At 73.6% G+C, this 18,259-nt stretch carries 12 protein-coding genes; 4 read left to right on the top strand and 8 right to left on the bottom strand.

Annotated elements, in window-relative coordinates; genetic code table 11:
- Positions 1–7: 7 nt before the first annotated feature.
- Positions 8–706: a hypothetical protein gene (locus tag ACIQVT_RS12525; RefSeq protein ID WP_403751231.1), complete on the top strand. Its 699-nt coding sequence runs from the start codon at positions 8–10 to the stop codon at positions 704–706.
- Between the two features lie 212 nt (positions 707–918).
- Here ACIQVT_RS12525 and ACIQVT_RS12520 read toward each other — a convergent pair whose 3' ends face one another.
- Positions 919–1,818 (bottom strand): hypothetical protein, encoded by a 900-nt coding sequence (locus ACIQVT_RS12520; protein WP_403751229.1) that lies wholly within the window; start codon positions 1,816–1,818, stop codon positions 919–921.
- Positions 1,815–2,828 (bottom strand): SPFH domain-containing protein, encoded by a 1,014-nt coding sequence (locus ACIQVT_RS12515; protein ID WP_403751227.1) that lies wholly within the window; start codon positions 2,826–2,828, stop codon positions 1,815–1,817. The genes ACIQVT_RS12520 and ACIQVT_RS12515 overlap by 4 nt, the downstream gene beginning before the upstream one ends.
- A 551-nt stretch (positions 2,829–3,379) precedes the next feature.
- Between ACIQVT_RS12515 and ACIQVT_RS12510 the strand changes: the two genes are divergently transcribed.
- From ACIQVT_RS12510 to ACIQVT_RS12500, 3 genes are all read left to right on the top strand, one after another.
- The gene (locus ACIQVT_RS12510; RefSeq protein WP_403751225.1) at positions 3,380–4,933 is read left to right on the top strand and encodes an MFS transporter; all 1,554 of its coding nucleotides are present in this window, start codon (positions 3,380–3,382) and stop codon (positions 4,931–4,933) included.
- Positions 4,930–5,289 (top strand): hypothetical protein, encoded by a 360-nt coding sequence (locus ACIQVT_RS12505; protein ID WP_403751223.1) that lies wholly within the window; start codon positions 4,930–4,932, stop codon positions 5,287–5,289. Before ACIQVT_RS12510 ends, ACIQVT_RS12505 begins: the two co-directional genes overlap by 4 nt.
- Positions 5,290–5,429: 140 nt before the next feature.
- The gene (locus ACIQVT_RS12500; RefSeq protein WP_403751221.1) at positions 5,430–6,686 is read left to right on the top strand and encodes a glycosyltransferase; all 1,257 of its coding nucleotides are present in this window, start codon (positions 5,430–5,432) and stop codon (positions 6,684–6,686) included.
- 93 nt (positions 6,687–6,779) lie between these two features.
- Here ACIQVT_RS12500 and ACIQVT_RS12495 read toward each other — a convergent pair whose 3' ends face one another.
- The 6 genes from ACIQVT_RS12495 to ACIQVT_RS12470 form a co-directional block, all read right to left on the bottom strand.
- Positions 6,780–9,989: a M28 family peptidase gene (locus ACIQVT_RS12495; RefSeq protein WP_403751219.1), complete on the bottom strand. Its 3,210-nt coding sequence runs from the start codon at positions 9,987–9,989 to the stop codon at positions 6,780–6,782.
- A gap of 237 nt (positions 9,990–10,226) precedes the next feature.
- Positions 10,227–11,633, bottom strand: coding sequence for a helix-turn-helix domain-containing protein (locus tag ACIQVT_RS12490; protein ID WP_403751217.1), 1,407 nt, complete (start codon positions 11,631–11,633; stop codon positions 10,227–10,229).
- 158 nt (positions 11,634–11,791) lie between these two features.
- A complete protein-coding gene (locus ACIQVT_RS12485; RefSeq protein ID WP_403751215.1) occupies positions 11,792–12,514 on the bottom strand; it encodes a lytic polysaccharide monooxygenase in 723 nt (240 codons plus the stop codon).
- A 346-nt stretch (positions 12,515–12,860) separates the two neighbouring features.
- The gene (locus ACIQVT_RS12480) at positions 12,861–13,787 is read right to left on the bottom strand and encodes a helix-turn-helix domain-containing protein (RefSeq protein WP_403751213.1); all 927 of its coding nucleotides are present in this window, start codon (positions 13,785–13,787) and stop codon (positions 12,861–12,863) included.
- A 108-nt stretch (positions 13,788–13,895) separates the two neighbouring features.
- Entirely contained in the window at positions 13,896–17,843 is a 3,948-nt protein-coding gene (locus tag ACIQVT_RS12475) for a trypsin-like peptidase domain-containing protein (protein ID WP_403751211.1), read from the bottom strand.
- A gap of 36 nt (positions 17,844–17,879) precedes the next feature.
- A complete protein-coding gene (locus ACIQVT_RS12470) occupies positions 17,880–18,209 on the bottom strand; it encodes a trypco2 family protein (RefSeq protein WP_403751209.1) in 330 nt (109 codons plus the stop codon).
- Positions 18,210–18,259: the final 50 nt, after the last annotated feature.

The following is an 18,259-nucleotide window of genomic DNA, read 5'->3' as shown; positions in this document are numbered from 1 at the left end:
GACGCTCATGGCAAGGGTGGACGCGGAGCGGGGAAGCGCCGGGCGGCAGGAGCTCGTGGTGGACATCGGGCTGAGCTGGCTGGCCATGAAGTCCGGCTATCCGGTGTTGCTGTCCGCCGGGGACCACGACGCGTTCGTGGCGAGCGGCGGACCGGTGGACGTCCAGCTTCGTCTGGTGGAGGACGCCGGCGCCGTGGTCGGCCGCACCGTCGTCGAGCAGATCGGTGAGGACGTGCGGAGGCTGCTGGCCTCGGAGCTGCCGGACGAGGTGCTCCGTGCCGTATGGCTCGGAGCCACGAAGCGCTACTTCGACCCCGCGCGGCACGGTCTGACGGGGCGGGAGTGGCTGCGCCGCATCGAAACGGCGTGGGTCACCGGTCTACGGCGGTCGGACGCGGCCTTCGTCCCGACACCGCCGCGGCCCGTGACGGACGTGAAGCTGCGCCGTGCGGTCCTGGAACAGATCGGTGCCGTCGCCGACGCGCTGGAACGAGCCGCCGTCGACGGATCGGTGCCCGGCCTGGTCCAGGCGCTGGAGCGGGTGACCGACGAAGCCTGTGCCGACGTCGGCTTCCGGCTGTTCCTGAGGTCCATGAAGGCGTACTTCGTGGCGATCGACGAGGACCGCTGCGACGCGTTCACCGCCCTCGGAGAGCGTTTCGGCTATCCGGAGTTCCTCGTGGACGACAACCTCAACGTCGGCTAGGGTCTTTCGTTCGGATCGGGCCGGGCCCGCGAGCCCGGCATGATCCGAACGAGAGGCCCCTAGCTCCGACCGGTCCGACGGTCGTCACACAGGCCCCGCCGGGACAGAGCCTTACCGGCCCCTGTCCCGGCGGGGCCTTCCGCGTTCCCTGCGGGGCGTGGCACCACATCCGACCGGTCGGCGCCGGCGGCCGGTGATCCGCCGGGGTGCGTTCAGGTCACCAGACGCAGCGACGACGCCGCGATGCCCACCCGTACGCTCTGTCCCCAGGTCAGTTCCAGGGCGTCGGCCTCCATCCCGTCCCCGAAGACGGCCATCCGGTCCGACTCCACGGTCAGCCGCAGCACCTGCCCCCGCTCCAGCTCGCCCGCGACCCTCGACGTCCCGGTCGCGGGCGACGGCCACGCCTCGCGCACGAACCACAGGAGCCGCGGATCGCGCGGCGCGGGCATCGGCACGGTACTGCCGCGCTCCAGCCACAGGGAGCGCAGCCATCCGGTGGCGCCGGTGCCGGTGCCGACGAGCACCCCGGAGGAGGCCTGGGCCTCGCCCGGGTCCGTCCCGCCGCCGGTGCCCAGGCGGTAGCGGGCCGTCTGGTGGCCGGGCGGGCCCAGGTAGATCTCGTTCAGCGCGAGGAGGCGCTGGGTGTCGTCGGCGACGGCCTCGACCATGGTCAGTTCCTCCACCGGGGCCCCGGCGGTGGTCGCGGCACGCAGCAGGCCGGCCGCGTCGGCGCAGCGGTGTCGGACCAGCACCCCCGGGTTGCGCCCCGGGTCGGTGTCGATGCCCACCACCGGCTGCCCGGAGAGGTACTTCGCGGTGTTGGCGACCAGGCCGTCCTGGCCGACGACGACCACCACGTCCTCCGGGGCGAACAGGAAGCGGTCCAGGTCCGCCCGCTCCACCCTGGAACTGCGCCAGGTGAGCGGCACCGCAGACGCCACGTCCCGCAGCGCCCGCCGGGTGTCGTCGTGGCGGCGGGCCACCTCGTCGATCGAACGGCCGCGGCTGGAGAGGAAGAACGCGGCCTGTCCGTGCGTCCCGTGCCGGGCGAGGAGTTCCTCGTACTCGGTCCTGCGGTGCACGAGTACCACCCGCGGTGCCAGGCTCACGCGTCCGTCCGGCCGTCCGGACGCCCGAACCTGGCGAGGAGCCCGGTGAGCACGTCGGGGGAGAGGGTGACGCTCTCGATCCGCGGCAGGTTCTCCGCCAGCCGGGTCGCCGCCAGCGCATGCAGCGTGGCCGGGTCGACCTCGCCGTGCACCCCCAGCCAGGCGGCCTGCGCCTCGGCGCGCGCCGCACCGGCCGCGCGGGCGGCCTCGGCGTCGGCACGGGCCAGGCGGACCTTGCGGGCCGCTTCGGCCTCGGTCCGTACGCCGTCGGCCGCCGCGTTCTCCTCCGCCTCACGCCGGGCGTTGGTACCGCGCTGATCGACCAACTCCTCCTCGCGCCGGGCAAGTTCGATCTGGCTGGCCAGTTCGTTCTCGGCGATGGCGCGCTCGCGTTCGACGGCGACGGCCCGCCGTTCGTAGGTGGCGCGGTCCGCTTCCTGCTGGATCAGTTCGCGGGCCGGGGTACGCAGGGCGCGCTCCACCTCGGCCTCGGGACGGATCGCGACGACGCGCACGGCCACCACGTCGATGCCGGTGGCCGGCAGGCGGGGCTCGGCGGCCAGACCGGCGGTGACCCGTTCGCGCACGGAGGCGACGCCGTCCACCAGCGCGACGGCCAGCGGGGTCCGCGCCAGTACGTCCAGCGTGTGCTGCTGCGCGGTCTCGGTGAGCAGGGTGGCGATCTGCTCCAGGGGTGTGCCGCGCCAGTTCCCGCTGTCCGGGTCGACGGAGAAGTCGAGCCGCATCGCCGCCTCGGCCGGGTCGCTGATCCGGTAGGTCACGGTGGCCTGCACGGTCACGTCCTGGAAGTCGGCCGTACGAGCGTGGAACGCCATGGCCAGTTCCCGGTCGTCGACCGGTACTTCGGAGAGCGCCGCCGACAGTGACCGGTACCAGAAGCTGAGCCCCCGGCCGTCGTGGACGAGTCGGCCGCGCTCGTGGTGGCGGATGTGGGCGGTGGGTGCGGAGCGCAGATGGCGCCATCCGAAGCGCCGGGTGATGTCGGCCATGGCGGCCCCCCTTAATTTCGTCAGTGCGACGATAATGGGGAGCGTGAATATCGTCAACAGGACGAGAAGGGGGTGTGAGGGGCCGCGCGGACCGGTGTCGGCGACCGGGCGACCAGGAGGAGGTGGGGAGGGCGGTACCGCGCCCACAGGTCGGTGCCCGCTTTCGGTCGGATGCGCGATGGCGCGCCAATGGACTCAGGGGTGCGCCTAGTTGACGGTCACGCGGGAGTTGGCGAAGTGGTGGACGACTCCGTCTGGTTCCTGGTGTGATGTGTGCGATCGCGTGCGCGGTCTAGTCCAAAGGCACGAGGATCGACGGCAGGGCCATGTCCGGGGTGGCCGGTTCGGCACCACCGCGCCGCCGCCGAGGAGATCCGCCCGCTCCGGGCGGTCGCTGCCCGGACGTCGGCGGCCCGGGGCCATCGGCGCCTGAGCCGCGGCCACCGACCGGACCGGCCGGAACCCGACGGCTTCGGTCCGGCCGGGCCGGGGGGCGAAAGGTTCGGAGGACGAAGCGACCTCCCCGGGCGGGGAGCGGAGGGGGAGACAGCGTGCGAGCCACGACCGGCGGACGGACCGGACCCAGCGGCATGGCCCTGCTGGTCCTGCTGATCGGGCAGGCGATGGCCAACATCGACCTGGCGATCGTCAACCTCGCCGCACCCGCCATCAGCGCCGACCTCGACGTGAGCAGCTCCGAACTCACCCTCATGGTCACCGCCTACGCGCTCTGCTCGGCCGTGCTCATCGCCCCCGCCGCCCGGCTCGGCGAGCACCACGGGGTGCGCCGGGTCTACCTGTGGGGCCTGGCCCTGTTCACCCTCGCCTCCCTCGCCTGCGGCCTCGCCCCCAGCGCCGCCGTCCTGATCGTCAGCCGCTGCTTACAAGGCGCCGCCACCTCGCTGATGACCACCCAGGTCCTGGTCGGCATCCACCGCTGGTTCACCGGTCCCGACCGCGCCCGTGCCCTCGGCTGGAACGCGGTCACCCTCTCCGGCGGAGCCGCGGCGGGCCAGATCCTCGGCGGCACCATCGTCTCCGCCGACCTCCTCGGCACCGGCTGGCGCGCGGTCTTCCTGCTTAACGTGCCCGTCGTCGCCGTCGTCCTCCTGCTCGGCCTCGTCCTCCTGCCGCACGACCGGCCCACCGGCGCCGACACCCATGAGGGCACGGGCAACGGTGACAACGACATCCCCGGCACCGTGCTGCTGGCCGCCGCCACTCTCGCCGTCCTCGTCCCGCTGAGCCTCACGCACCCCGACTGGATCCGGCTGCTCCTGCTCGCCGCCGTCCCGCTCGCCGCCCAGCTCCTCCGCACCGAACGGCGGGTCATCGCCCGCGGCGGCAAACCGGCCCTCGACCTGCGCCCGCTCACCGCCCCCACCGTCCGCTGGTCGCTGGCGGCCTACGCCGGCACCACGCTGACCTACATCGCCATGCTCTACCTGCTCTCCCTCCACCTCCAGCAGGTGCTGGGGCTGCCGGCCTGGCAGGCCGGCCTCGTCCCGCTCGGCTGGGTCTGCGCCTTCGGTCTCGCCGGCCCGGTCCTCGGCCGGGCGCCGCGGGCCGTCGTGCGCCTCCTGCCGTTCATCGGGTGCGTCCTGCTCACCGCCGCGTACGCACTCGCCCCCGTCGTGCCCGCCCGAGCGGGTACCGGCATCTGGCCGCTCACCGCCGTGCTGTGCGTCGGCGGCTTCGGTCTCGGCCTCGCCCACACCGCGTTGCTCAATGTGCTCACCGGCGCCGTCCCGCCACGGTACGCCGCGACGCTCAGCGGCACCGTCAACACCCTGTCCACCGTCGTCGGCGTCACCGGCGTCGCCCTGTTCGGCGCCGGCTACGCCTGGCTCGGCCGCGGTGTCTGGGCGGGACCCACCGCCGCCTGGGTCTGTTCCTGCGCCGGACTCGCCCTGATCAGCGGCCTGTGCGCCCTGGCCGCGCTGCGCGCCGTGACCACGGCGCCCGCCCCGGCGAGCGCGACCACCGAGACCGCCACGGCCGCCGTGGTGTTGACCCCGCAGGGCCGTCCCGCCGGCACCACGCCCACCGCCGACCGCCCCGGCCGCTCCCGCGACGCGCGCAGGACGAAGGACGACCCGTCATGACCGAGCCCGAGCACCGCCACGTCCGCGCCGGGGCCGTGCTCCTCGGCCGCGACGGCACCCTGGTGGCCACCGGGCATCGCGGCCGCGTCGCCCGGACCCGCCTGTGCACCAGCCACGGCCTGCCCTGCGAAGACGCGCTGCCGGGGTCCTCCGTGGGCCGGCGGGGCCAGGAAGCCCTCGCCGACGACGCCCACCCGGCCGCCGACCCCGCCTTCGTGGATGCTCCGGCGGGCGTCCGGGTCGTCCGGGCCGCCGCACTGCGCGGTGTCGCCCGCACGACCACCCACGCCGGGGCCGGCTTACCACTGCCCGGCCTGGCCACGCCACGCCGGGCCCGCAGCACCGACGGCAGCTGATCACCCAGGGCCCGGTCAGCCCCGCACGACGGTGCGGTAACCGGCCTTTCGGCGCTGTCCGGTACCACCCACCCGCGCCGCCCGCCTGCCGCCGCCCGCCTGTCACCGCCCGCCCGACACCACTGGGGGAGAACACCACCATGTCCGCCGCCCGCCCGTCCGAGCCCGCCGCGCTGGCCGCTGCGGCGACCAGCAGCCTCGTCCTGGTCCACGATCCGGTCTCCCGCGCGGTCGCCCCCGACTACTGGAACTGGTCGGCCGACGCTCACCACGCCACAGCGCAGGCGCTCACCGCCCTCGACGACGACACGGTCCGGGCCGCCGCCGCCCGGCTCACCCAGGAGCCCGCCGACGGCTCCGCCGCCGCCGCGCTCACCGCCGCGCTCACCGCTGTGCTGCGCCGTTGCGGCGTCGCGAACGCGGGCGTCGACCGGCTCCGCGCCGCCGCCGCCCGTACCGAATCGCTGTCCCGGCTGCTCGTCCAGCCCGGCGCGCCCGGCCGGCCGGCGGCGGGGCGGGCCGCCGAGGCGCCCGGCACGGCGGACCTGCTGGCCGCCCTCGCCCGCAAGCCGCACGGCGGCACCCACCCCGTCGACGCCGCCGTGGTCATCCCGTTCCGCGCCCCCGACGACGCCACCGGCCGGGTCCGCAACCTCGCGGCCGTCCTCAACGCGCTCGCCGACCAGTCCCACCCCCGGGACCACTACCGGGTCGTCGTGGTGGAGAGCGACGAACGGCCTCGCTGGCGTGAGCTGTTCGCCGACGCCTGCGACGCCTACGTGTTCGCCCCCGACCCCGGCCGATTCAACAAGTCGTGGACCGTCAACGTCGGCGTGGTGCACGGCGCCCGCCCCGCCGAGCTGGTCTGCGTCCTGGACGGCGACATCCTCGTCGATCGCGACTTCGTCGCCCGGGCGGTCGAGCGGTTCCGGCGGCCCGGCACCCAGGCCCACTGGCCGTTCGAGGACATGCTCTTCCTCGACCCCGCCTCCAGCGCCGAGGCCGTCCGCACCCGCTGCCTGGACGCCGCCCCCGACCCCGGCCAGGACCGGCTGCGCGGTGTCCACCTGCGCCGGCCCCCCGGCGGCTGCGTCTGGCTGCGCGAGGACCTGTTCACGCGGATCGGCGGCATGGACGAGCGGTTCTGCGGCTGGGGCGGCGAGGACCAGGACTTCGTGTGGCGGGCCGAACGGTACGGCCCGATGGACCGCCACCGCGACCCGCTCGTCCACCTCCACCACGACCGCGCCGCCCACCGCGGCGACGACGGCGTCCCCTTCTACGAGGAGGTCGAACGCGCCGGATTCTGTAGTTGGCCCTGCGACTCCGACTTCGGCCGCCTGGACCGCAACTCCCCGCGGTCGGCCGGAGAGGGAGGCGGCCGAGGCGGTCTGTGAGCATGACGGAGCCCCGGCCGGCCCTCCACCCACGGGGGCCGGCCGGGGCCGGTCTGTGCGGTCGTGCGTGTGCGTCGTGCCGTGCGGTGACCGTCAGACGCGCTGCCACAGGGCGGGGACGTTCGGCGGCTCCCAGCCCGGGTCGGCGGTGTGGCCCTGGAGGCACCGGTAGCTGACGCCGTCGTAGGTCACGACGTCACCGGCCGCGTAGGTGGCGCCCACCTGCCAGGTGGTGTCGCCGCCGCCACCGCCGGGCACGGTCAGGGTGTAGGTGGTGGTGTGGCTGGCCCCGCCCGTTCCCGTGATGGTGAGGGTGTACGTGCCGCCGGACGTGCCCGCGGCGACCTGCACGGTGGCGGTCGAGGACTGGCCGGAGGTCACCGAGGACGGGCTGAACGACACGCTCGCACCCGCCGGCACACCGGACGCCGACAGCCTGACGCTCTGGGCGTTTCCGCTGGTGGTGGCGGTGGATACGGTCACCGTGGCGGACGAGCCGGGCGAGACCGTGCCGGTGGCGGGGTCGGCGGAGATCGAGAAGTCGTCGGCCGGTGCGGGCGCGTCACCGACGGCGGTCTTCCAGATCGTGTACGCGATCCCGTCCGCGCTGCGGTTCAGCGCGGTGGCGTTGATGTTGCCGGTGGTGTCGCAGGCGGAGTGGTAGCACGAGTCGTAGGCGCGGCCCGCGGTGCCACCCCACTTGGCGGCCTCGCCGGCGGACTTCACGGCCGAGGCGCCGGTGGCGTAGCCGGAGGTGGGGATGCCCACCTGCTGGAAGGAGTAGTCGTCGGAGCGGCCCTGGCCCTCGACGTTCTCCTGCGGGGCCAGGCCCAGGGAGTCCCAGTAGGCCTTCAGCGGCGTCGAGGCGGCCGAGTTCAGGTTGTTGACGAAGTATCCCGCGTTGGTCGAGGCGACCATGTCGAAGTTGTAGTACGCCTTGATCCGGGCGCGCTCGGTCGTGGAGAGCGAACGGGCGTAGAAGTTCGAGCCGTTCAGACCCTGCTCCTCGTCGGTCCACCAGGCGAAGCGGACCCGGTTCTTCATGGTGGGGTTGGACTGCGCCAGGGTCAGCGCGGTCTCCAGGAGCGAGGCGGAGCCGGAGCCGTTGTCGTTGATGCCGGGCCCGGCGGACACGCTGTCGAGGTGCGCGCCGAACATGTGGACGTTGTTCGCGTCGCCCTGCGGCCACTCGGCGATCAGGTTGTTGCCCGCTCCCGCGGTGCAGCCGGAGGTGCAGCTCTGCTCGGTGACCGTGTAGCCCGCCGTCTGGAGCCGGTCCTTGACGTAGGCGAGCGAGGCCCGGTAACCGGCCGTGGTGGAGCGGCGGTTGCCGCCGTTCTGCGAGGCGATGGCGTTCAACTGGGTCAGGTGCGCCTGCACCTTGGCCACGTCGACGTCCGGCGGGGTGGACGGGTTGCCGCCGCCACCGCCGCCCACCCTCAGCGCGTACTGGGCGGTGTGGGTCCTGGCGCCGGCGGTGCCCGTGACCGTGATCTGGTAGGTCCCGGCGGCCGTGGCCGACGAGGAGATGACCGTCATCGTGGAGCTGCTGCCGGAGGTGACCGTCGCCGGGCTGAAGGACACGCTCACCCCGGCCGGCGCGCCGGAGGCGGTCAGCGAGACCTGCTGGGCGCTGCCGGAGACGGTGGTGGTGCTGACGGTGGTGCGCGCCGAGGAGCCCGCGTCGACGTCGCCCGAGGTGGGGCTGAGCGCGAGCGAGAAGTCGGTCTGCTCACCCGTGCAGGTCGGGTCGCCGGTCTGCGCGGGCACACTGATCGCGTCCCAGGCGGCCTTGGTGGAGTTGAACAGGGAGCAACTGGCGTCGATGCTCTTCGCCGTGGTCAGTGTGGCGGTGCGGTAGCGCTTGTACGTCATGCCGCTGGTCTTGAGCAGCATGCCGCCGTAGAAGACCTTGCCGGCGTTCTGGATGCCGACGCCGCTGACGGTGGAGTTGTTGCAGGTGGGGCTGGAGGGCTTCCCGCCGCCGGGGTTGGAGCCCTCGGCCAGCAGGTAGAACCAGTGGTTGAGCGGGCCCGCCGCCGCGTGCTCCTCGGTCTGCGGGATCGACGCGGAGTAGCAGCCGGGGTCGTTGTTGACCTGGCCGGGGTTGTACATGTTGCGGATCGGGCCGCGGCCCTGAAGGTTGATCATCTCACCGACGGTGTAGTCGGGAGTGTCGTACGGCGCCGGTTCGTTGGCGTACGCCTCGGTCAGGGCGCCCATGATGTCGCCGGTCGCCTCGCCCAGTCCGCTCTCGTGGTTGGCGCCGCCGGGGGTGAAGGAGTCCAGGCCGTGGCCGAACTCGTGGCCCACCACGTCGATCCCGGCTATCCACTCGTTGGCGCTGTTGTGGCCGATGGTGATGGTGGAGCCGTCCCAGTACGCGTTCAGTTCGTTGAGGCCCACGCGGACCGGCCAGCTGCCGCCGTTGCCGTCGTGCCCGTTGCGGCCGAGCCAGTTCTTGAGCATGTCCGATTCCTTCTGCGCGGCGAACATCGCGTCCACGCAGCCGGTTTCCTTGCTCGTGGGGCTGCCGGTGCCCCAGTTGTCGGTCGTCTTGGTGAACAGGCCGCCGCTGTAGTCCGAACACTGGAGTCCGGGCCGGGTGGTGTCGCGCAGCACGTAGGAGGAGCCCGACCGGGAGGTGTCGATGGTCAGCGGGTTCGGCCCGTTCCACTTGCTGGTCCCGCTGCCCGCCCGCACGTCGTCGTAGGCGTCGACGACCTTTCCGGTGCGCGCGTCGACGAAGACGTGCAGCCGGCTGGGGACGTTCGCCTTGGTACGTCCGGTCAGCACGGTCTCCCAGGCGAGGGTGGCGCGGTCCCCCTCGGCCCGCACCACCAACCGCCGGGAGTCGACCTTCTCGGTCGTCGCGAGCCTGGCCCGGCTGGTGCGGACCGCTTGTGCGGCGGTGACCCGCGCCTTGGTGGAGAGCGCGATCCTGGCCTTGGTGGCGGACTGGACCGAGCGGACCCGGCCGTCGCCGTCGGCGAGGACGACCGCGTCGCCGCCCACCACGGGCAGGCCCCGGTAGGTGCGTTCGTAGGCGACGGAGTACAGGCCCTTGACCCAGGGGGTCACCTGCCGCCGGTCGTACTGCTCCTCGGGGCCCTTGGCCAGTGCGTCGAGGCCGCTGCGTGCCGCCTGGTCGGCGGCGGCGACGGCTCGGGCGACGGGCGCCGGTTTCGGTTTGCCCGCCGGGGGCGCGGCGTGGGGCGCGGCCGAGGCGAAGGCGGCCGGCATCACCACCCCTCCCAGCGTCAGGGCCAGGGATGTCCCGGCCACCGCCAGCTTTCTCAGCATCGTTGCTCCTTGTGAGAGGTCGTGAGGCTCGCTCGGCGCCCGAATAGGCATGCCCATGCCAATTGGTTCACCGGTGTCCGCGGTACGTCGGTGTCTCCGCCCGGCCCGCGCCCGGTGCGGCAGTCCGCACGACCGGGCTGGCCGAACCCTCACATCGCCCCGCGCCCGGGTCAACGGATCGCGGGCCGCCGTCCCGTTCTGTCAAAAAACGGCAAAGGGACGGGGGGCGGGACGCGCTCAGATCCCCGCGGCCGGCAGCCGCTCGCGGTACTCCCTGACCTCCGGCACGTCACCCCAGCGGGGGAGCAGCCTGCCGTGCAGTCCGCGCAGTTCGGCGCTGATCGTCAACTCACGCGAGGACACCGCCTCGTCGAGCACCGGGGCCGCCAGGGCGACCGCCGCGCCGGGGTCGCCCGCGCAGACCCAGCTGTCGGCCAGGCGCAGGGTGAGCAGCAGCAGGGTCTCCCGCATCGGTGGCGGCAGCCGGGCCCGCGATCGCGCGGTGGCCTCGACGGCGCGCCGCGCCGTCACCCGGTCGCCGGTCGCGGCGGCGAGGTCGCGCAGCGCCCCGCCGATCGCCGACTCCACCCTCATCTCGCCCTCGGCGCCGGACAGCCAGGGCGCCTCCAGGTGGTCCCGGTGACCGAGGCGGGCGAATCCGCGCCGCGCCAGGGCGATGTGCCGCCGGCACTCGGCGACGTCGTGGCCGAGCGCGTGTCCGCGTGCCCGGTACAGGTGCGAGAGGGTGACCACCCATCGCCGCCCGGGGTCCACGGCGCCGATGGCCTCGGCGTACGCGAGCGCCGACCCGGCGTCCAGGTCGAGCCGGACCAAGGTGCACATGTCACTGAGCAGGGTCGCCCGGGCCGGGATGTCGTGCGCCGCTTCCGCCCAGCCCAGGCCGTGGCCGAACCAGGCCATGCCGATGCTGCTCTGCCCGCGCTGCATCCGCAGCCGCCCGGCGACCTGCGCGTACTGGGCGGCCAGCCGGAGCTGCCCGTACGGCAGCCGGCCGGTGGAGTTCACCTCCGCGGCCCACCGCACCAGGGCCCGTAACAGCCGCTCCACCGTGGCCATGCCGTCCGGCGCGCCCCGGTGCAGCGCGCCGCGGATCAGACAGGCCAGGACCGCGGTGAGCGCGTGCAGCAGCTCCGGCTCGCCGCCCGTGAGGCCGCCGAACCCGCCCTGCGGCGCGGTCAGCCCGTCCAACAGGGCCGGTGTCCCCGCCCGGTCGGGCACCGTACAGCCCACCGTGCCGTGCAGCGGGCACGCCAGTCCCTCGGCGGGCAGCTCCGACGGCCACAGCACGGGGTCCAGCAGACCATGGTGGACAGGGGTCTCCCCGCCGCCAGGCACCGGGGTGAACAACCGGGGGTCCGCCGGCGGGCGTTCGGGGCGGTACGGTGTCCCGCACGGTGCGGCGACGACCGCCGCCAGCTCGCCGCCGGTGCCCAGGACGGAGTCGAGCCGGCCCACGAGCCCGGCCGGTGGTTCGCGCAGCCCCGCTTCGAGTCTGCTGATGAGACTGTGGTGGTACCCCACCTTGATCCCGAGCTGCGACTGGGTCAGCCCGGCCTGTCTGCGCAGGGCCCGCAGTCGCCGCCCGAACTCCGCCCAGGACTCCACCGGTTGTGCCGTCTCCACGGACCTGTCCCTCCTGGCGAAGGCCCCGGCGCCGGCAGGGTGACGCCGGGTGCTCCATGTCGCGCGCATCCGGGCCGGGCGGTGCCGGCCCGCGCGCCGCGTGCCCCGGGCATGGGTGGGCGCGCGCCCCGGGGAGCGCGCGCCGGACGTGGCCGGGGTCAGGCCGGGCAGGCTCCCAGGTCCTCCCAGACGCCCCACTGGCCGGTGGTGCCGGGCTTGTCGCCCGTCACCCACCACTTGGCGCGCCAGGTGTGGCCGCCGTAGGAGACGCTGTCGCCGCTGTTGTAGACACGTGCGGCGTCCCAGGGCGCGGCGGTGCACGTGGTGCCACCGCCTCCGCCGGTGCCGCCGCCACCTCCGCCGGTGCCGCCGATGTTGACGTCGACGCAGGAGTAGAAGGCGTTGGCGGTGTCCGCGATGTTCCAGACGGCGAGCACCTTCTGACGGCCGGTGAAGCCGCCGAAGTTCACCTGCTGGCTGACATCGGCGCCGGGCTGCGTGTTGTTGCCGGCGAACTCGGCGATCTTCTGGTTGCCGATGAAGTACTGCCAGTTGCTGGTGGAGTGCCGCGCCGTGTTGTGCCAGGTGAACGTCGCGCTCGAGCCGACCGGCGTGACCTGCCAGGGCTTGCTGTCGTCGTCGAGCTCGGCGTACTCGGCGTGTCCACCGCTACAGCTGTGCAGGCCCTTGGGCCCCTCGACGCTCTGCGGCTCGTACTTGATCTGGCCGCACGCGACGATGCCCTCGGCGCACTGCTCCTGCCGGCTCGTGGGCAGGGTCACCCAGCCATGGGCGCTGGCCGAGCTCGCCGGAAGGCTGACGGCGAGCAGGGGGGCGACCAGTGCGCCGACGGCGACAGCCACTCGTCGTGTCGTGCTCATGCCATGCCACTTCCTTCGGTGTGATCGAGACCGCCGCCACGGGTCCGGGGGCGGTAGCCGACTCTGGTCCAGACCAGACTCACTAGGTCTAGACCATAGCGATGAACCGGGCTCGGTCAAGAGCCTGGGCGCGGCGAACTGCCGGCCCGCGGAAAGCTACTTGGGAGTTCACGTCTCGACGGCCACGTCCGAGAGTTCTGGGACGGACGGTGTCACCGGCGAGCGGCAGCGACGAGGTCGGCGGCGCGGCCTGGACGCCGACGCCGGCGAGCAGCGGCTGCGCGCCCGGCCTGCCCCTCCCGGCTCCCCATCGGCCCGCCGCAGGTTCCCGTCAGCGCCTCGAGGATCAGCCCGTTCGGATGAGGAACCGCTGGTCGGAGGCGCCACTGCACGGTACCTCGGTCGCTTCGGCTCCCTCCGCGGTCTCGTCACCGACGATGCCTATGCACCTGTCGCTGCCCGCCGGGCGGAATCGGAACCCACCGGTCTTGCCGACGCTGGTGGCTTCCAGACGGAACAAGGTGGCCCGGGCGCAGTTGTTGCGGGGTTCGAGCATCCCCTTGGCCGGGCCGGAGCTCATGACCGTCAGGCATCCCTTCCCCTGCACGGGGTGGTGCCACTGGATGCGGTGCAGGCCCTCGCCGACGGGTTCGAGGTAGGTGCGTGGCACGGTGACCCGGGCGCAGGGGAGTTCGACGGCGACGGCGCTGTCGTAGGCGCCGCGGCGGTCGCGGCCGTCGGTCAGGCAGAGGTCGGGCCTGCCGGCGGGGCGGATGGTGACCCAGCCGTCAGCAGGGGACCCGGAAGCCGGTACGCCGGGATCGCCGGAACTTCCGTGGAGTACCCCCCAGGTGGCCATGGCGAGCAGCAGGACGATGAGCCCGGAGGCGAGCACGACCGTACGTCGCTCCGTCCGGCGTGGCCGCGACGCCGTGGCCTTCTCGGCCTGGGGCGGGGCCACCCCGGCTCGGCGCTCGGACTCCGTGGTGGGCACGTCGGAGCCCTGTGCGGCGATCCGGTCCCTGGCGTCCAGCCAGGCTCCGAGCTGCCGGCCGTCCCCACAGGCACGGACGAACGCGGCCACCACATCGGGCCGCGGCAGGTTCTTCCGGCGCAGGGTGTCGGCCAGTGTGCTGCGCGCCAGCACGTCGCCGCTCCGGGCGGCGACCTCCTCCAACTCACGGTACGTCAGCCCGGAACGCTCCTTCAGCTGCCGCATCAGAGAGACGAAGCCGGCAGCGTCTCGGGCCTCGTACGGCGACAGCTCCCCCATGAACATCATCCTGTCGTGGCCGCACCCCGACGGTAAGGACGGATTGCGCCACGGCCACCGGGACGTCGTTCGGGGGCCTGCGGAAGACGTCAAGCACCCGACGGGGGGTCAGGATCGACGCCGTTCGGGCAGACCGTGCTCCGCCGCCTCGACGATCTCGGCGCGCAGCCGGACGCAATCGTCCATCTCGCGCGCGTACAGGTCGGGGTCCACGCCGGCGAGTGGGGCGAGGCTTCTCTCGGAGGCCGCCACCTCCCGCAGCGCCTCGTCGAAGGCGCCGGTCCAGGGGAGGGTGTCCGCGAGGTTGTAGTGGCAGGTCGCGACGGCGAGCGCGTACTGGTCGGGCTCGGTGTGGGGCTGTACCTCGTGGGTCAGTTCCAGCGCCCTGCGCAGATGGGGGAGAGCCTCACGCTGATGGCCCATCCGGGAGAGCGCGCCGGCGTACTGGGCGAGGGTGCCGGCCAGGGCGACCCGGTCGGTGGGCAGGCCGCACACGTCGAGGACCAGTTGCCGGACGGCGACCGCCTGACCGAGCAGGCCCTCCGCCAGCCCCAGCTGCCCGGCCTCCAGGCATTCCCCGGCCCTGGCCTCGAGCTGGGCCGCCACGTTGTCGCCGTGCTGCTCGGGATCACGGCGGACCAGGACGCGGCGGACGAGCATCGTCAAGGCGATCACGGCGCGGGCAGACCGGCGGTGGCCGAGGGCGAAGTACAGGTCGACGGCGACGGACAGCATGGCGGCGTACTCGCCCAGATGGTCGCCCGGGAGGTTATTGAGGTCGCGCCCGTAGGCGCGCACGGCCCGGTCGACCAGTCGCTTCGCCCTGCGCAGGTCGCGCCGGTGGTCGGGATGGTCGGGGTTCCTCCGGGCCAGGTCGATCAGGTTCTCGGCGAGCATCATCTGGGCCTGGGCCCGCACCCGGGGCCGCGAGACCTTGCGGCGGACGAGCTCGGAGCCGACCTCCAGGCACTCCTCGGCGGCGTCCCGCGCCTCCTCCAGGTGGCGCAGTTCCGTCAGCACGGACCCGTATTGGAGGAGTGAATTCCAGAACAGCTCGTCGGGGGCGCCGTCGTCCGTCGCGAGACGTCGTCGGATGGCGAGCCCCCGGCGGATCGGCTCCAGCGCCTCTTCGGGTCTGTTCAGGGAGACGAGTGTCGCGCCGATGTTGTTGAGGACGACGGCCAGGGAGGCTGCGGCCACCGGGGTGGCCAGACTCTCAGGCCGGTCGATCACAGTGAGCACGTCGCGCAGAACGGTGAGCGCCTCCTCGTCCCGGTCCAGCATGCGCAGCCGGTTGGCTCGGCCGACGAGGCTGCCCAGCGCGTCGTGGCCGAGTGCGTCGGGCCGCTCGTCGGCCAACTGTCGGAGGGTCCGCGCGGTGGGCTCCGACAGCATCCGGGCGGCGGCGCGGAACTCACCCTTGCGATGGAGGGTGAGGGCGAGTTCGGCCTCGGCGTCCGCGAGGCGTTCGAGTACGGCGGGGTCACCGCCGTCGGCCAGGGAGGTGAGGAGGGTGACGCGTCGCTCCTGGAGGGGGCGTGCGGCAGTGTCGTCACCGCCGACGACGAGGACCCGGGCGCGCTCGCCGAGGATCTCTGCCTCGGTGACGGGCCGGTCGGCCGGGGTGAGCGTGTCCAGCAGACCGGCGGCCAGGTCCAGGTCGGCCAGTGCCTCATCGGTCTGGCCGCTCCACCGTTGCGAGCGGGCCCTGGTCAGCAGCGTGGTGAGCCGTGCGGCAGGGATGGCTTCGGCCTCACCGGAGTCGTACAGCCGTAAGGCCTCGTCGCATCGTCGTACGGCCGTCCAGTGATCCCCGGTGGTCTGCCGCCACCCCGCCTCATGTACGAGCGCGACGGCGCGCAGGGCCGGCGGAAGCCCTTGCGCGGCCATCGCGGCGGTGCGCGTGGCCCACCCGGCGAGCACTCGGCTGCGTCCCGTGCCCAGCCGGTCGAGCAGTTCCAGCAGCAGTTCCGGCTCGCTGCCGGGTGCGTCGGTGAGCCGGTGCAGGGCGTCGAGGAGCGGCTCGGGGGACTCGGTGAGGGCGGCGGCCTCCATGACGCTGCCGGCGAGGGCCGGTTCGCGGGTGAGTGCCTCGTCGAGGGCGTGGCCGACGGGGGTCCAGTGGCGGGGGAGTGCGGCCACACGGGAGAGGGTGACGAGGGCGGCGAGGAGGGTGTGGGCGGCGGAGGGGGACGGCAGTGCGGAGCGCGACTCGAGGGTCCCGGTGGGCGTCGGCTCGTCCACTCGGGAGCGCCGCGGTGCCGGCCCGTCCCCTGCCCCCGCCAGCGTCAGCAGGGGCAGGATCACGAGGTGGGCGTCCGCCCGCGTCCGGTCCCCCACGTGGTACTCACCCAGGCGGTCCGGCTGGAGGGCGTCCCAGCAACTGTCGCCCGGGCCGGGGTACATCTCGCCGAGCCAGGCCGTGCCTTGGTCCAGGGTAGGGACGTCGGCCGTGCGGAAGCCGGGCGAGGAGCGCAACAGCGGAGCGGCGAGTACCGATTCGGCGCCGGCGGTGAGGACCGCGGTGCCCACCGCGTCGGCCAGAGCGACGGGGCCCGCCTCGGCCAGGCGAGGACGGCCGGCGGCGCTGTCCTCCCAGTACGCGCGCTCGTGCAGGAGGAGTTGCTCCTCGACCCGCAGTCCGGTGTCGTCCGGGCGGGTCGCCGGATGGGTGGCGAGGAGGTCGGTGAGGGCGGTCATGTGCAGGGTGAGGGCGGAGCCGTACTCGGGACCGCTCACGTCGCGCGGGGCGACGAGGGCGACGCGTCCCGTCCAGTCACCGGTGACGTCCCTCAGCGCTCGGGGCAGTGCCTGGGGGAGGCGCCGGGCGAGGTCGGTGAGGGCGTCGCGGTAATGCGTGTCGCGGTCCGACGACTCCGTCAGCGGTGGCAGTTCGCGGTGCGGGGCGTCGTAGGTCAGGTTCCTCGTCTCCCGCGTGCGGGCCCTGAGCTGGTCCCACCAGCCGCCGGTGGAGTCGCCCCGCGCCCGCGCGGTGAGCAGCAACCGCACTGCGGGGCGACCGTCGGGACGTCGGTCCAGGACCGTGAGCAGGGCGGTCAGCTGGGCGATCCGCAGCTCGGCGTAGTCCGCGACCAGGATCAGCGGGCGGTCCACCTCGGCGAGCACGTCGAGGTCCTCCACCGGGCGGCGCTCGTCCAGCCAGCCGCAGACCCAGCCGTGCCGGTCACGCAGCCGCGCGCACAGCTCGCGGGCGAGCCGGGACTTGCCGGCACCGCCGGGCCCGGTGAGGACGGCGAGCCGCACGCCGTCACCCTCGCACCAGTCGCCGATCAGTTCCCCGAGCAGATGTTCGCGGCCGTGGAAGCGCACCACTTCGGCGCGCTGGTCCAGCAGTGTCGCCGGGGAGCGGACCCGCCAGTTCGCGGCGGGTGCGACAAGGTCCTGGAGGTCCACCGGCTCCCACACGGGCGCGGCGGCGGTGTGCCGGGCGACCAGGTCCGTGAACCGCGGGTCGGCCAGCAACGCGTACACCGGTACGGCCTCCCAGCGCGGCAGCCCCCAGCCGCTCACATCGGTGACGACGACGCCGGTCAACAGCCCGCGGCTGAAGAGGGCCGCGCCGGACTGGCCGCTCCACGGGGAGGGTGCGCGTCGGCCGGGGTCGGCGGGTGGCGCGCTGGCGAGTTCCACGGTGTAGCGGTGGGACAGGGCGCCGGTGCCGGGGGCCAGGGTGGCACGCGGCTGTTCCAGGTCGAGGGCGCCGCCGGCCCGGCGCCCGGCCTCGGGGTAGCCGGCGACGTCGCAGGGCTGGTGCCGGGCGGTGACGAGCCGCCCCCAGCGGACCGGGGCGACCTGCCGGAGGACGTCTGTCCCGGCGAGGAGCAGGGCCGCGTCGACGTGACCTGTGCCGCGCCAGACGACGGTGCAGGGGACCGTACGGCCACCGGGCACCTGTACGTCACAACTGGTCCTCCCGTTCAGCACGTGCCGGGCCGTCAGCACGAGTCTCGGGCCGAGGAGATAACCGGTTCCGTTGCCGCCGTATCGCTGCCGTGCGTCCGGCAGCAGGACCGCGACGACACGGTTCAGTTCCATCCGTTCCCCCGTTCACCGTCATACGCCCGCGGCGTGTTACCGGATCAGGCCGCCTCCACCGGCCAGACCGCCCGTCGGAGCGTCGCTGTTGCCGATGCGGATGCCCTCGCCGTCCTGGTCGACCGCGCGCAGCGTGAACGACATCCTGTGGGTGGCGGTCTCCGCTCGCACGGCCTCCGCCTCCCCGGACACGACCCACGCCTTGACGGACCCCTTCCCGCTCCGCTCCCGACGCAGCTCGACCGTGAACTCGAGTGAGATGTCGCCCAGTTCGAAGCGGACACCGGAGGTCGCGGCACGATCGCGGGCGGCGGTGAGTTCGGCTCGCAGGTGGTCGATGGCTTCGCCGACGGTGATGTCGTTCATGTCGCCACCGTAGCGACGTGCCGGGGCGGCTGTCCCCACGACGGCGGAAG

This window comes from Streptomyces sp. NPDC100445 (assembly GCF_044759735.1).
Taxonomy (GTDB): domain Bacteria; phylum Actinomycetota; class Actinomycetes; order Streptomycetales; family Streptomycetaceae; genus Streptomyces.
The sequence above is the reverse complement of the archived record's forward strand: the minus strand, read 5'-3'. Positions and strand labels throughout refer to the sequence as shown.

Coding starts and splice junctions, on each gene's coding strand:
- ACIQVT_RS12525 (WP_403751231.1), top strand. CDS start 8: ATGGCAAGGGTGGACGCGGAGCGGGGAAGCGCCGGGCGGCAGGAGCTC.
- ACIQVT_RS12515 (WP_403751227.1), bottom strand. CDS start 2,828: ATGGCCGACATCACCCGGCGCTTCGGATGGCGCCATCTGCGCTCCGCA.
- ACIQVT_RS12505 (WP_403751223.1), top strand. CDS start 4,930: ATGACCGAGCCCGAGCACCGCCACGTCCGCGCCGGGGCCGTGCTCCTC.
- ACIQVT_RS12500 (WP_403751221.1), top strand. CDS start 5,430: ATGTCCGCCGCCCGCCCGTCCGAGCCCGCCGCGCTGGCCGCTGCGGCG.
- ACIQVT_RS12495 (WP_403751219.1), bottom strand. CDS start 9,989: ATGCTGAGAAAGCTGGCGGTGGCCGGGACATCCCTGGCCCTGACGCTG.
- ACIQVT_RS12485 (WP_403751215.1), bottom strand. CDS start 12,514: ATGAGCACGACACGACGAGTGGCTGTCGCCGTCGGCGCACTGGTCGCC.
- ACIQVT_RS12480 (WP_403751213.1), bottom strand. CDS start 13,787: ATGGGGGAGCTGTCGCCGTACGAGGCCCGAGACGCTGCCGGCTTCGTC.
- ACIQVT_RS12475 (WP_403751211.1), bottom strand. CDS start 17,843: ATGGAACTGAACCGTGTCGTCGCGGTCCTGCTGCCGGACGCACGGCAG.
- ACIQVT_RS12470 (WP_403751209.1), bottom strand. CDS start 18,209: ATGAACGACATCACCGTCGGCGAAGCCATCGACCACCTGCGAGCCGAA.